The organism is Lentzea alba (assembly GCF_047445655.1).
Taxonomy (GTDB): domain Bacteria; phylum Actinomycetota; class Actinomycetes; order Mycobacteriales; family Pseudonocardiaceae; genus Lentzea; species Lentzea alba_A.
Window position 1 is genome coordinate 334,903 of record NZ_JAJAEG010000003.1, and the last position, 14,371, is coordinate 349,273.

At 69.1% G+C, this 14,371-nt stretch carries 11 protein-coding genes; 6 read left to right on the top strand and 5 right to left on the bottom strand.

Annotation, left to right across the window (positions count from 1 at the left end; translation table 11 throughout):
* Positions 1 to 53: 53 nt before the first annotated feature.
* Positions 54 to 3,638, bottom strand: a complete 3,585-nt coding sequence (locus LFM09_RS07035; protein ID WP_414095460.1) for a discoidin domain-containing protein — start codon at positions 3,636 to 3,638, stop codon at positions 54 to 56.
* 258 nt (positions 3,639 to 3,896) lie between these two features.
* On the opposite strand from LFM09_RS07035, the gene LFM09_RS07040 reads away from it, so the two are divergent.
* The 4 genes from LFM09_RS07040 to LFM09_RS07055 are packed head-to-tail and all read left to right on the top strand — an operon-like array spanning position 3,897 to position 6,895.
* Positions 3,897 to 4,799 carry a DMT family transporter gene (locus LFM09_RS07040; protein WP_414095461.1) on the top strand — a complete coding sequence of 301 codons (903 nt, stop codon included), beginning with the start codon at positions 3,897 to 3,899 and terminating at the stop codon, positions 4,797 to 4,799.
* Positions 4,796 to 5,437, top strand: a complete 642-nt coding sequence (locus LFM09_RS07045) for a serine O-acetyltransferase (RefSeq protein WP_414095462.1) — start codon at positions 4,796 to 4,798, stop codon at positions 5,435 to 5,437. The genes LFM09_RS07040 and LFM09_RS07045 overlap by 4 nt, the downstream gene beginning before the upstream one ends.
* Positions 5,438 to 5,455: 18 nt before the next feature.
* Positions 5,456 to 6,397 carry a cysteine synthase A gene (gene cysK / locus LFM09_RS07050; protein WP_414095463.1) on the top strand — a complete coding sequence of 314 codons (942 nt, stop codon included), beginning with the start codon at positions 5,456 to 5,458 and terminating at the stop codon, positions 6,395 to 6,397.
* 6 nt (positions 6,398 to 6,403) lie between these two features.
* A complete protein-coding gene (locus LFM09_RS07055; RefSeq protein WP_414095464.1) occupies positions 6,404 to 6,895 on the top strand; it encodes a cupin domain-containing protein in 492 nt (163 codons plus the stop codon).
* 13 nt (positions 6,896 to 6,908) lie between these two features.
* Here LFM09_RS07055 and LFM09_RS07060 read toward each other — a convergent pair whose 3' ends face one another.
* Complete coding sequence (locus LFM09_RS07060) at positions 6,909 to 7,892, bottom strand: hypothetical protein (protein WP_414095465.1); 984 nt, start codon at positions 7,890 to 7,892, stop codon at positions 6,909 to 6,911.
* A 66-nt stretch (positions 7,893 to 7,958) separates the two neighbouring features.
* Between LFM09_RS07060 and LFM09_RS07065 the strand changes: the two genes are divergently transcribed.
* The gene (locus tag LFM09_RS07065) at positions 7,959 to 10,691 is read left to right on the top strand and encodes a hypothetical protein (protein ID WP_414095466.1); all 2,733 of its coding nucleotides are present in this window, start codon (positions 7,959 to 7,961) and stop codon (positions 10,689 to 10,691) included.
* 2 nt (positions 10,692 to 10,693) lie between these two features.
* On the opposite strand, the gene LFM09_RS07070 is transcribed toward LFM09_RS07065, so the two are convergent.
* The 3 genes from LFM09_RS07070 to LFM09_RS07080 form a co-directional block, all read right to left on the bottom strand.
* Positions 10,694 to 11,338: a dihydrofolate reductase family protein gene (locus tag LFM09_RS07070; protein WP_414095467.1), complete on the bottom strand. Its 645-nt coding sequence runs from the start codon at positions 11,336 to 11,338 to the stop codon at positions 10,694 to 10,696.
* A gap of 68 nt (positions 11,339 to 11,406) precedes the next feature.
* Positions 11,407 to 12,759, bottom strand: coding sequence for a GntP family permease (locus LFM09_RS07075; RefSeq protein ID WP_414095468.1), 1,353 nt, complete (start codon positions 12,757 to 12,759; stop codon positions 11,407 to 11,409).
* 211 nt (positions 12,760 to 12,970) lie between these two features.
* Complete coding sequence (locus LFM09_RS07080; protein WP_414095605.1) at positions 12,971 to 13,504, bottom strand: gluconokinase; 534 nt, start codon at positions 13,502 to 13,504, stop codon at positions 12,971 to 12,973.
* 153 nt (positions 13,505 to 13,657) lie between these two features.
* Here LFM09_RS07080 and LFM09_RS07085 point away from each other — a divergent pair, with 153 nt between their 5' ends.
* The gene (locus tag LFM09_RS07085; RefSeq protein WP_414095469.1) at positions 13,658 to 14,368 is read left to right on the top strand and encodes a FadR/GntR family transcriptional regulator; all 711 of its coding nucleotides are present in this window, start codon (positions 13,658 to 13,660) and stop codon (positions 14,366 to 14,368) included.
* Positions 14,369 to 14,371 lie beyond the last annotated feature (3 nt).

The following is a 14,371-nucleotide window of genomic DNA, read 5'->3' on the forward strand; positions in this document are numbered from 1 at the left end:
CGGGGGCCTTGCCGCAAGGCCCCCGGTGCGCTATACGTTGGAAGAGCGGGAGGTCAGGTCAGCTTCGGCGCCGAGTTGTACGCCTCCGCCAGCAACCGCGGTGTGCGGACCGACCGCTGCGGGTTGATCGTCACCGTCCGGCTTTCCCCTGGCAGCAACCAGAAGTAGTTGTCGCTGTAGAGGGTCGGGAGCACGCGGTCGGTGCCGTTGCGCTCCCGCAGGGACAGCCGGACCATCGCGGCCACCGTCTTTCCGGTGTTGCGGACGACCGCGGTGTAGCCGTTCTTGTTCGCGGTCAAGGTCGTCGCCAGCTGCGTGTACGCCACCTGGTTGAGGGCGTGCATCGACGCTTCCGTCCGGTAACGCCAGTAGGTGTTCTCGGAGATGACCGCGCCGTTCGACCCGGTCAGCGTGAGGCGCATCAGGTGGAACGCGGGCAGCGCGTCGTCGAACGGCACGCTGAACGTGTCCACAACGGACAACGCGCCGACGTCGAGCTTCTTCTCGACCGCCGAGCCGATCGTCTTGCCGTCCAGCCCGTGCAACTGAGCCTTGACCGTGACGCCGGTCAGCGCGGACGCCGTGTGGTTCACGGCCTTGACCTGCCAGTTGGTCGGGTCGGCCTGCACGTGCCGTTGCTCGCAGCCCTTGCGGGAACCGTAGTAGCTGCCGTTGACCTCGAGGTCGTAGTCGTAGGTCTGCCACACCGTCGAGTGCCACGCCGGGTGCGACATCCACAGCAGCACGCCGGTGGCGTCGTTCCACAGCCTGGAGTTCCACGCTTCGAAGATCGCGCGCATGTTCTCGTAGTTCACGAACTGCGCCTTGCGGCAGAACTCCTCCAGGCTGCTCGACGGCGCGAGGCGAGCGTCGATCGCGGCCTTGTAGCCGTTGGGCTGCTGGTTGCTGTTCTCCGACCAGTCGTGCATGTACCAGGCTTCACCGATCGGCCAGCCGGAGTTGCCCTGGCCGACGAGGTTGCGCATGCTCTCGACCACGGACACGATCGGCAGGCCGATCTCGCTCCAGAAGCCGAACTTGCCGCCAGTGGCCTCGCCGGTGCCGTACTGACGGGGGTCCACCCAGCGGTACGTGCCGTCGCCGGTGATCACGCCGCTCGCCGAGTTGGGCTGGTACATGAGATCGGTGTTGGTGTGCACGATCTCGCGCAGCACCTTGTCCACAGAGGACGGCGGGCTGCCCTCGTTGCAGCCGAACCACACCACGCAGCAGGCGTGCGAGCGGTAGCGCAGCACGGTGTCCTTGGCCTGCTCGAAGAACTTGTCGTGGTTGGCGGGGTCCGCGGACCAGCCGAGCCAGAACTCGTTCCACAGCAGGATGCCGTACTTGTCGCAGGCCTCGAAGAGCTCCTCGCGGTAGGACGAGCCGACCCAGTTGCGGATCATGGTGAAGTTCATGTCCTTGTGCAGCGCGACCGCGGCGTCCGCGCGGGAGCCCGGCATGCGGCGCAGCAGCTCGTCCCAGCCCCAGCTGCCGCCGCGGGCGAAGATCTTGACGCCGTTGACCAGGATGATCAGCGGCTTCGGCGAGTTGTCCTTCGACGCGACGTCGGTCCAGGTCTGGCCGTCCTGGGAGACCTGGATCTTGAACGTGGCCGCGTACGCCGTCTCCCAGCGCAGCTTCACGCGGTCGAACGACGTCGCGGCGCCGAGGTCGACCTGAACCCACTCGTTGTCGTTGTAGTTCGAGGTCCACCGCGACCTCGGGTCACCGTCGGTCACGGCGCCGGGCGAGGTCCAGTCGGCGGCCGACGAGGCGTCCGCGGTCTTGCCCCGGGCCAGGTCGTCGTCCGGATTCTTGCTGTCCACAACGGACAGTGTGAAGAGCGAGAAGCCCCAGTTGGTGGCCCGCCTTCCGCCCTGCATCCGCACGTAGCGCGCTTGCTGGGCGGGGAAGTCGACGGTCTGCTCGGCGGCGCCGTCGACGATGGTGATCGGCAGGTCGTACTGGTAGGTGACCTGCCGGATGCCGAACTTCAGCGTCTTCCTGTCGCTGACCGCGCTGCCCTTGGCGACCGTCAGCGTCAGGTCGTGCAGAACGGGGTCGCCGTAGCCGTTGGGCCACCACAGCTTCGGGTTCTTGATCCGCAGCTGGGAGAACTCCGACGGCGCGAACACGACGGCGGACTCGGAGTTCGAGGGCACGGTGACGGTCTTGCTGACCGTGATGCCGTCGAACGCCGCGGTCACCGTGACGTTCTGCGCACCTGCCTCGACGTTGCGCACCGGCACGGTGAACGTGACCTCGGCGGTGGAGGAGTCCGGCAGGACGGTGTCGATGCGCGGGTCGCCGAGGACGGTGGCACCGGTCGAGCGCAGCCGGACGTGGTTCCAGATGCCGGAGGCGCGGTCGCGCACCGCGGGCATCCAGTCCCAGCCGGAGACCGCCAGGTACGTGGGCGAGTTCTTGAACATCGTGCTGTTCGCGCCGACCCACGCCTCACCGCGCGGCCCCTTGTCGCCAGGGCTGCCGGGGAACGGCATCGGCGCGATCCGCACGGCCAGGTTCTGGTCACCGGTCTTGCGCAACGTGGTGGTGACGTCCAGCGCGGCCCGGCCGAACGGGTTGCTCATCGCCCCGATCTTGGCTCCGTTGAGCCAGATCTCGGCCTCGTGGTTGATGCCGTCGAACTCCAGCCAGACGTGCCGGCCCGCGCTGACGTCCAGCCCGCGCGGCAGTGCGAACGTGCGCCGGTACCACCACGAATGCCGCGACAGGGCTTCCGGGATCTTCAGGTTGTTCATCCCGTACACCGGGTCCGGCAGGTGCTTCTGCTCGACGAGCGACGCGAGCACCGTGCCGGGCACGGTCGCGGGCACCCAGCCGCGCGTGTCGACCGACGGAGCGGACAGCGCGGCGCCGTCCTTGCCGGGCACGAAGTCCTGCATGGTCAGGACCCAGCCCGACTCCAGCGGCACGGACCCGTCCGGCGCCACGGTCAGCGCCGGGTTCTCGTGGTTCTGCAGCGGCCAGCTGGTCCAGCCGCGCACTGCCGGGCGGTTGTCCCTGCTCGTGCCGTACACCTGGAAGCCGTTGAGCCCCAACGGGTTGGTGGTCGACCTGCGGGAGGCGGTGAACCTGACCCAGCGCGCACGGACGGTCAGCGGGATCGTGACCACGGCGCCGGTGCCGGACTCGGTGCGGTAGACCGTGCGCCAGTTCCGGCCGTCGTCGGAGACGTCGAGGTCGAAGACGATCGCGAAGCTGGAGAGGATCTCGGTGCCGATCGTGTCGGCGCGCGAGGCGTTCGCGTCGAACGCGGGGTCGCCCGGCTTGGCCTCGAACGTCAGCACCACGGAGGTGATGTCGCAGCGGCCCTGCAGGTCGATGATCATCCACTGGCCGTCGCCCTGCGCGGCCCGCCAGCCGGAGCCCTGCACACCGACCTGTGCCAGGCCGTCCACGGCGAACTCCGCCGGGGTGGCCGCGTAGTCGGTGGAGGAGACCGAGATCGGGCGGAACAGCGCCAGGTCCACGGCTTGTTGTGCTGCGGCCTGCTCCGGTGCGGCCGACGCGGCGCCGGGCAGCAGGCTGCCGACCCCGAAGCCGGCGAGCAGTCCGCCTCCCATGGTGAGGGCCTGTCGTCTCGAGACGCCGCCGCCGAAGTCCTGCGCCATTGCGAGCTCCGATCATGTTCCTGACAACGTTGCCAGGAAGCTTCGGACGCGTCTGCTCATAAATCAACAAGACAAACAAGACAGGAATCGCGCGCGCCGACATCGATGTCATGCGACCAGCGGGGTCTCGAATTTCCGTGACATTTCCCGGTTTCCGGCCCCAAACGTCCGTTGCAGACGTTCGGCTCGACCGCGCCCCGAGCAGCACCTGCTGAAGTTTCCAAACGACTACTCGCAGGTGACCTGAATCGAGAAGCAATGGACAAGGCATCCGTCACCCGCTTCATGGTGCTGGCGCTGCTGTGGGGCAGCAGCTTCACCTTCATCAAGGTGTCCCTCGAAGGTCTGACACCGGCGCAGCTCGTGCTCGCCAGACTCGTTCTGGGCGCGGCCGTGCTGCTCACGATCGCGGCCGCCCGCAAGGTCGTGCTGCCGAGATCGGTGCTGGTGTGGGGGCACATCGGTGCCGCCGGCCTGTTCGGCAACGTGATCCCGTTCCTGCTGCTGTCCTACGGGGAGAAGTCCACCGGTGCGGGCATCGCGGGTGTCCTCATCGGCGCCACCCCGCTGCTGACGCTGGGGCTGGCCGCGGCCGCGCTGCCGACCGAGCGGGCGACCTCGCGCAAGGCGGTAGGGCTGGCGCTGGGCTTCGTCGGCGTGGTGCTGCTGATCGGGCCGTGGCACGAGTCGCTCGGATCGCTGAGCGGGCGGCTGGCGTGCTTCGGCGCGGCCATCAGCTACGCGATCGGCTTCGTGTACGTCCGGAAGTTCTTGTCACCGCTCGGGTTGGCGCCGCTCGCACTGGCCGCGTCGCAGCTCGTGTCGGCGGCGGTGCTGCAGGCGCTGGTGACCCCGTTCCTCGACTGGCGCGTTCCCGACCTCACCGGCCCGGTGACGTTGAGCATCGTGTTGCTCGGCCTGTTCAGCACCGGCCTGGCCTACGTCCTGTACTTCCGCCTGATCGGCGACGTCGGCGCCACGACAGCATCGGCGGTCAACTACGTCGTGCCGGTGTTCGCGGTGCTCGTCAGCGTGGTGTTCCTCGGTGAACCCGTGACGTGGAACCTCCTGGCCGGTGGCCTCGTGGTGCTCGTCGGTGTGGCCTACGCGGAGAACCGGCTCGGGCAGCTGCGCAAGGACACAGCGGGAGCGGTCCGGTGACCCCGCGGGCGCTGCTCCGGGTGCTCGCCGCGGATCTGGACGTGATCCTGGACCGCGACCCGTCGATCGAGTCGCGCAGCGAGGCGCTGCTGCACCCGTCGATCATCGCGGTCTGGGGACACAAGATCTCGCACTGGCTGCACCTGCGGGGTCACCGGCGCGGCGCCCGCCTGGTCATGGTCATCGCCCGGCTGCTCTCCGGTGGCATCGAGATCCACCCCGGAGCACAGATCGGCCGCGGGTTCTTCGTCGATCACGGCGCGGCGGTCGTGATCGGCGAGACGGTCGTCATCGGCGACGACGTCACGATCTTCCACCAGGTAACACTCGGTGCGGTCGGGTGGTGGCACGACAACCAACGGCCGGAGGGTTCGCGCCGGCACCCCAAGCTCGGCGACCGGGTGGTCGTCGGCGCCAACGCGACGCTGCTCGGCCCGATCACCGTCGGCCACGACTCGGTGGTGGGCGCGCAGGCACTCGTCATCCGCGACGTCCCGGCGGACTCGCGCGTCCTGGCGCCGTTCTCCATCCCGAACCTGAGGTCGAGCCGCAGCGTGGCGAAGGCGGCTCGGCCCCGGCAGTCCGTCGTGGTCGCGGGTCAGCGGCACAAGGGTGCGGCCGTGTTCCCCAGCTGGTGACGAAACCTAGGAGTGCCCGTGCAGACCCAAGTCCGGCTTGCCCAGTCACTGGAAGACCTGATCGGCGGCACGCCGATCGTCCGGCTCGACCTCGGCGTCACCACCGCGAACCTCTTCGCCAAGCTGGAGATGGCGAACCCGTTGTCCAGCGTGAAGGACCGCGCGGCGCTCTACATGATCAACGGCGCGGAACAGCGCGGGCAGCTCACCAGGGGCTCGGGCACCATCGTGGAAGCCACGTCGGGCAACACGGGCATCGCGCTGGCGGCGATCGCCTCCGCCCGCGGGTACAAGTGCGTGATCGTCCTGCCGGACAGTGCGACCAGTGAACGCCTCAAGCTGCTGCGGGCGTTCGGTGCCGAGATCGTGCTGACGCCGTACCAGGAGGGCTACGCGGCCGCGATCGCCAAGGCCGAGGAGATCCACCGCGACCGGCCGGGGTCGTGGTTCGCCTGCCAGCACGAGAACTCCGACAACGTGGCGGCGCACTACGCCACCACCGGACCTGAGATCTGGAACGACACCGACGGTGCGGTGGACGTCCTCGTCTGCGGCGTGGGCACCGGCGGCACGCTCAGCGGCACCGCGCGCTACCTGAAGGAACGCAACCCCGCGATCCGCGTGGTCGCGGTGGAGCCCGAGGGATCCCCGGTGCTCAGCCAGGGGTGGGGCGGCCTGCACCGCATCCCCGGCCTCAACGGCGGTTTCGTCGCGCCGACCACCGACGTCGACCTGATCGACGAGGTCCTGACGGTGTCCAACGACGACGCCTACAACACGGCACGCGAACTCGCCCGGACGGCGGGGCTCCTCGTGGGCGTCTCCTCCGGCGCGGCGGCGCACGCGTGCCGTGTGCTCGCCTCGCGGCCTGAGTACGCGGGCAAGAACTTGGTGACCGTCTTTCCCGACACGGGCGAGCGGTACCTCTCGTGGCTCGACGACGACACCGATGAGGAGTGACCAGAGATGACGCAGTTGTCCCGCATCCTGCTTCCCGGCGAGGGCGAGTCGGTGCAGATCGGCACGACCACCCACACGACCTTCAAGGCCCAGGGCAGCGAGACCGACGGGAAGCTCGGCCTGTACGAGCACCGGATGGATCCCGGAGCGCCCGGTGCCTCTCCGCACGTCCACAACGAGCAGCTGGAGGCGTTCTACGTCCTGCACGGCATGGTGGAGCTCCACCTCGACGGCAAGACGTTCGCCGCGCCGCCCGGCACCTACGTGAACGTCCCGATGGGCGTGTCGCACGGGTTCCGCAACCCGTACCAGGACCAGGCCAAGATGCTCATCATCTTCACGCCCGCGCTCAACCGCGAGGAGTACTTCCGGGGCCTCGCCGAGATGTACGCGGACGGCAACCAGCCCACCGAGGACGAGCTGCTCGCGCTGATGGCGAAGTACGACCAGTTCGAGGTGGACATCGACGGCACCGTTCCGGGTTGGGGCAGGCACTGACCACAGTGGACGATCAGCGCATAGGGGAGTAGCGCCACACGGTGTTCCCCGGGCCGTCAGTGATCCACAGCGTGCCGTCCGGACTCACCGCGAGCCCGCCGGTCAGGCTCTTGGCGCCGGTCGTGTCGTGCATGGTGATCCGACCGGACGTGGTGATCCTGCCGATGCGGCTCTGGTCGGTCGTGAACCACAGCGAACCGTCCGGGCCGGTGGCGATGTCGAGTGGCCTGGCGTCTCCTGGCACCGGGTGTTCGGTGAAGTCGCCGGTGGTGCTCATGCGGCCGATGCCACGGCCGGTGGTGAACCAGAGTGCGTCATCGGAGCCGGCGACGATGGTGCCAGGGCCGGATTCGGCGGGCAGGGGGAAGAGGCGATAGGAGGAGCCGTCGACCGGCATCCGGCCGACGGCGTGTGTGGCGCCCCGTGCGTTCGACGTCACGGTGAACCACAGCGCCTGGTCCGGGCCGGCGGTGAGGCCGGGCAGTTTGATCAGCGGGTCGGTGGTCTGCAGCGTGCGGTGTTGTATCGCCCCGGATGCCGTGATGCGGCTGATGGCCGGCGGCAGCTTTTCGTTGGTGTACCAGACGGCGTTGTCCTGGCCGGCGGCGATCGCGTTGGGCAGACCGACGTCCGCACTGCGCCAGCCGGTGACGGTCCCGGTGGCGGACACGCGGCCGATCATCTGGAAACCGGCGAACCAGATCAGCCCGTCCGGCCCGTGCACGATCCCGGCGGGACTGTTGTTGTTTCCCGGTATGCGCACGTGGGTGACGGCACCGTTCTGGTCGATGCGGCCGAGTGCCTCGCCTGATGTCTCGCTGCACCACACGGAGCCGTCTGGTGCCACGAAAGGGGATCTGGGGAAGGAACCGTCCGGCAGTTTGATCGCGGTGACCGTGTTCGGCGCCGGAGTCGGGGAAGGAACGGGCGGTGCGGGTCCCAGACTCGTGCAGCCCGCCAGGAGAACACCGGCGAGCAGGAACATCAGTCGCGCCATGGCCGGTAACTCGCTCTCGTCTGGGATTTCGTTACGCGGTAACAAATCTTGTCACGGACGCGAAGGATGCACGTGGAATACGACGCGTTCATCTCCTACAACCGCGAGGCGGACCGTTTCACCGCGCCTTTGCTCCAGCGCCTGATTCGCCGCGTGGGGAAGTCCTGGCGCACGCCGAGCTCACTGCGCATATTCCGCGACACGACGAATCTCCGGTTGTCCCCAAGTCTGGAGCACGCGCTCATCGAGGCGCTCAAGAAGTGCGATTCGTTCATCCTGATGGCGTCGCCTCAGGCAGCGGTGTCGCCGTGGGTGCGCTTCGAGGTCGACTGGTGGAGGAACAACCGGTCGCAGGACAAGTTCTTCATCGTGCACTCCGGTGGGCGGATCCTGTGGAACAAGGCTCTGAACGACTTCGACTCGAACACGGACGCGTTGCCGGAGGAAGTGCGCGGCTGGTATTCCAGCGAGCCGATCTGGGCCTCGATCGCCGGCGATGGGAAGGTGCGGCGCCCCAAGCTGCGCGACGCCGCCTTGACCATCGCCGCCCACCTGTACGGCATGGAGAAGGACCAGCTGCGCGACGAGGACCGGCTGGCGTTGCGCAAGACCAGGCGGAACTGGGGCATCGCGGGCTCTCTGCTGGTGATCGCCGTGGCCGGGGCGGTCTTCGCGGGGACGCTCGCGGTCGAGTCCCGCGTCGAGGCCGGCACGCAGCAGCAGATCGGGTTGTCGCGCAAGCTCGCCGGAGCCTCGGAGAGTCAGCTCGCGACCAACCTCGACGTGGCGAACCTGTTGGCGGCCAAGGCGTTCCGAACCGACCCGAACCCGCAGACCCGCGCCGCGCTGTTCCGCGCGGTGAGCGCGAGCGGCAACATGACGCGCTACCTGCCGTTCGACGCGGACGTCAGCAAGCTCGCGGCCAGCGCCGACGGCAGCGCGGTGGTGGCCGGTCTGAAGGACGGCCGGGTGATGCGATGGCGTTTGACCGACCGCACACCGGAACAGGTGCTCGACCTGGACACCGAGATCGTGTCCGTGGCGATCAGCGGGAACGGTGACGTCGTTGCGGCGGCTGACAAGTCGTCCGCACGAGTCGCGCGCAAGGGCCGTGAACCCGAGAGCGTCACCGCGGTGCGGGACGCCGAGTTCCGTGCGGTCGCGGTGTCCGAGTCCGGACGCACGGCTGTGGTCACGAGCGACAAGAACGGAGCGGTGGCGGCCGTTCTCACCGACGGCGCCAGCCAAGTGGATCATCGGCTGGATCGGACGATCGGGTACGACCACGTGGTGACCTCGGACGACGAGGTGCTGTTCTTCGACAGCGGCTACGGCCAGTGGGCACGCGTGCGGGTCTCCGACTGGCGTGCGGTTCTCGGTGCGGACACCGGCTTCGGCACCGCGAACTACGGGCAGGCCGTGTCCGCGGACGGTCGTGCCTTCAGCTACACCAACGGCGGTGACACCATCTGGGTCTGGCAGACGGACCGCGACACCAGCGTGGCCGAGCCTCACCTGAACGCGCGCGCCCCGATCGCGAAGCCCGGCGCCATGGCCTTGAGCGCGGACGCTTCCCACCTGGCGATCGCGGAGGACGGCGCGATCTACGTGTCCCAGGTCCTCGCACCGGGCTCGACGTTCGCCGAACCCGTGAAGCTCAACGGCACGGGCCGGGTCACCTACGGCGGCCTGGTGTTCCTGGGCAAGGACGACCGGAAGCTCGCCTCGGCGTCCGGCAACCGCGTGACGCTGTGGGACCTCGACCAGGTGGACCGCATCGGCCGGTCGTTCCCGATCGAGCTGAGTCCGGGCTGCAACGCGTGCGGGCCGCCGGACGTCGCGCTGTCCCACGACGGTGCGCAGATGATGGCGTTCGACGGCTCGGGCTGGGCCGGTGTCATCGGTCCGGTGGCGCGGCCGGGAGAGATCCGGCAGCTGGCGGACCTGAACCTCGACGCTCTTTACGGACCCGCGCTCTGGCGTGGTTCGGAGGCTGTGGTCGTCGTGCAGCCGCAGGTCGGTGGCTCGCGGGTGAAGGTTCCAGCCGGTTTTCCCAGTCAGGTGCGGGCCGTCGCGGCAGGTCAGCGCAACGGTGAGGTGATCGCGGCCGCGATGGGCTCCGAGCGGCTCGTCGTCGTGCAGTCCGACGGCGGGTTCGATCTCGTGGACGTCGCCAGTGGTGACACCAGGACGGTGGTCCCGGATCCGTCGGCACCAGTCGCGCCGAAGGCCCCGGATGTCAGTGCGGCGGCGGCGTCCAGCAGCTTGGTCGCGGTGGCGGACAAGGCATCGGTCGTGGTCCGTGACGCGTCGACGGGCGCGGAGGTCGGCCGGCTCGCTCAGGCAGGGGTGCGCTATCTCGCGTTCGTGGGGGATCGGTTGCTGGTGCAGCTGGAGTCCGGCGAGTTGGAGGTGTGGGACGACCGCCTCACCGGACGGCGCAACACGATCGCGGGCGACGCCGGCCTGTTCTGGCCGCCGAGCAGCAACGGAGTGCTGGTCGCCCGTGCGCGTGGGGACAACTCGGTCACCGTCGCCGATCTGGAGTCAGGTTCGGTCGTGCTGACCGTTCCCGGCGATCCGGAGAGCCGCGTGGGCATCGGTTTCTCCGGTGACGGCAAGTGGATGCTCACGGTGGCGGAGAGCCGCGACTCAGGACCGGCGACGGCTGTCGTCCGCGACATCTCCGATGAGAACCTCGTGCGCACCGCGTGCACCACCGCGGGACGCGACCTCACCGCCGACGAGTGGCGTGCACTCGTCGACGCCTCCGCACCCGACGACCTGCGTTGCCGGTGACTTCACTTCCGCCAGAACAGGTGGTGCGTCACGCCGCTCGAACTCGGCACGACGTCGAGGTGGAACCGGTCGAGCAGTTCGTCGGGCGACTTCCACAGCGGCACGCCGTGGCCGAGCTCGACCGGGGAGACCGCGATGTGCAGGGTGTCGATGAGGTCGGCGTCGAGGAACTGCCGGACGGTCGTGGCGCCGCCGCCGATCCGGACGTCCTTGCCCTGCGCGGCCTCCTTCGCGAGCTTGAGGACGTCGGCCGGGTCGCCGTTCACGAAGTGGAACGTGGTGTCGGACAACGTGAACGTCGGACGTTCGTGGTGGGTCAGCACGAAGACCGGGGTGTGGAACGGCGGCTCGTCGCCCCACCAGCCCTGCCACGTGTGGTCCGTCCACGGGCCGCGGTGCGGGCTGAACTTGTGCGCGCCCATGATCTCGGCGCCGATGTTGTGGGCGAAGTCGCGCGTGAAGTAGTCGTCGAGGCCACGGCTGCCGCCGGGGTCGGTGCGGTTGGGCCAGCTCGCCGTGGCGCCGGCCCAGGCGAACAGCTCGCCGGGGTTGGCGTGCCCGAACGGCCTCTCCAGCGTCTGGTCCTCACCCGCACCGAACCCGTCGCTCGAAACCACGAAGTTCTGCACCTTCACCAGCTGAGTCATGGGCTTCCTCCCTGTTGTGCGTTCGAGGGTCGGACCTCGGAAGCCTCCCAAACTCATCGCTGCCCGGCTCAGATGACCAGATCGACGAGCAGCACTCCGACGAGACCGACGACGGACAGCAGGGTCTCCATGACCGACCAGGTCTTGACGTTCTGGCTGACGCTGAGCCCGAAATAGCCCTTGACCAGCCAGAACCCGGCGTCGTTGACGTGCGAGAAGAACAGCGACCCGGCGCCGATCGCCAGCACCAGCAGCGACGTCTCACCAGGGCTGAGGGTGGAGACGAGGGGAGCGAGGATGCCGGAGGCGGTCACCGTCGCCACGGTCGCGGACCCGGTCGCGAGCCGGATCAGCACGGCCACCAGCCAGGCCAGCAGCAGCACCGACAGGCCGCTGCCCGCGACCCAGTCGGCGATGAGCTTGCCGATGCCGGTGTCGATGAGGGTCTGCTTGAACCCGCCACCCGCCGCGACGATCAGCAGGATGCCCGCGATGGGCGGCAGCCCGGCCTCGACGCTGGACGCGATCTCCTTGGCGGACATCCGCGCGCCGCGCCCGAGCGTGATCATCGAGACGACGACCGCGATCAGCAACGCGATCACCGGCGTGCCGAGGAAGTCCAGCACCGAGCGAACCGGGTTGCCCTTGGCCGCGGTGATGTCGGCCGCCGCCTTGCCCATCATCAGCACCACCGGCAGCAGCACGGTGGCCAGCGTGATCCGGAACGACGGGCGCGGCTTGTCCTCGTTCTCCTCGCTGGCGAACAGCTCCGGCGCCGGCACGTCGACCCACCGGGCGGCGTAGCGGGCGAACAGCGGGCCGGCGATGGCGATGGTCGGGATGGCGATGAGCACACCGAGCCCGAGCGTGATGCCGAGATCGGCCTTCAGCGCGTTGACGGCCACCAGCGGACCGGGGTGCGGCGGCACGAGACCGTGCATCGCCGAAAGACCGGCCAGCGCCGGGATGCCGAGCTTGATCAGCGACACCCCGGACCGCCGGGAGATCAGCAGCACGACCGGCATGATCAGCACGAGGCCGATCTCGAAGAACATGGGCAGGCCGATCAGCGCGCCCACCCCGGCCATCGCCCACGGCAGCGAACGACGGCTCGCCCTGCCGATGATCGCGTCGACGATCGCGTCCGCACCGCCTGTGTCGGCGAGCAGCTTGCCGATCATCGCGCCGAGTGCGATCAGCGTGCCGATGCCCGCGGCGGTGTCGCCGAAACCCTTGGCGAACCCGGCCAGCGCGGCGTCCATGCCCAGGCCCGCGATGGCGGCGACGACGAGCGAGGCGACCGTCAGCCCGAGGAACGGGTGCAGCTTCACCTTGGTGATCAGCAGCACCAGCAACGCGATGCCGATGACGGCGGCCGGGATGAGCCGGCCGGCGGAAAGGGTCTCCAGGGCGAGGGTCATGTCAGCGTTCCTTCCGCGGTTCCTTCTGCGGCGGTGAGGGTCTCCAGGGCGTGGGTCTGATGGGCGGGTGTGCCCGTCGCGTCCAGGGCGTGGGTCCCCAGGGCGTGGGTCCCCAGGGCGTGGGTCCCCAGGGCGTGTGGCTCAACGGCCGGGGTGTGGAAGGTGGGGGCGTGGGCGCGGGCGCCGAAGGTGCGGGTGTCCGGGGCGAGGGTCACGTCCGGGTTCCCTCCGCGGTTCCCGCCAGTGCGGTTCCCACCACCGCGGTTCCCACCGCGGTTCGGTCTGCGGCGGTCAGGCAAGCCCCGACGATCGCGTCGACGGGCTGGTCGAGATCGAGCACGAGCCCGTGCTCGTCGGGTTCGAGCGGCTCCAGCGCGGCGAACTGGCTGTCCACGAGAGCGACCGGCATGAAGTGGCCGGTCCTGGCGGCGACGCGAGCCGACACCACCGCGGAGTCACCGGAGAGGTGCACGAAGTAGGCGGCGGGTGCGGCGGCGCGAAGCCGATCCCGGAACGCGCGCTTCAAAGCCGAGCAGATGACCACGCCACCGTCGGCGTGCAAGGCGAGCCACCCCGCGATCGCGGCCAGCCACGGTTCGCGGTCGGCGTCGTCCAGGGGTACGCCGGCCGACATCTTGGCGACGTTGGAGGCGGGGTGGAACTCGTCCGCGTCGGCGAACGGCACGCCCAACCGGCGGGCGAGCGCGGCGCCCGTCGTGCTCTTGCCCGATCCCGACACGCCCATGACCACGATCAACTGAGGCACTGGCCGACTCCCTTCGACAGTGCCGCACAGCGTGGCTCAATAACCTGACTTTTACAATCCAACCGGTCAAATAACCTGTTCTTTATCGTTCAGGGAGGCCTCGCGAGGGCAATCGTGAGAGGATTCGGCCTCGTGGGAACCGCTGAGCAGGCGAAGCCGGGACTGCACCACACCGTCCTGGACGACCTGGGCCGCCGGATCGCGGCGGGTGAGCTCAAGCCGGGTGAGGTGCTGCGCATCGACGAGCTGGCCGAGTCGCACGGCGTGTCCCGCCCGGTGATCCGCGAGGTCGTGCGGGTGCTGCAGTCCATGGGCGTGTTGATCACCAAGCGCCGCGTCGGCGTGACCGTTGCCGAGCAGCGCGCGTGGAACGTCTTCGACCCGCGCATCATCCGGTGGCGACTGGACGGCGAAGGCCGCGTGGCCCAGCTGGAGTCGCTGAGTGAGCTCCGCGGTGGCATCGAACCGATCGCGGCCGCCCTGGCCGCCCGGCGCGCCACGCCCGCCCAGTGCGGCGACCTGACGAAGGCCGTCATGGAGATGGCCGTGCACGGCAAGTCCGGCGACCTGGAGGCCTACCTGCAGGCCGACCTGCTGTTCCACCACACGTTGCTCGCCGCCTCGGGCAACGAGATGCTCGGCGCCCTCACCGACGTCGTGTCCGAGGTGCTCATCGGCCGCACCCACCACGGACTCATGCCGGACCTGCCCAACCCGGCCGCGATCCGCCTGCACGCCGACGTCGCCCAGGCCGTGCAGTCCGGCGATCCGGCCGCGGCGGAACAGGCGATGCGCGAGATCATCGTCGAGGCGTCGCAGGCACTCCGCGAAGAGCACAGCTGATCA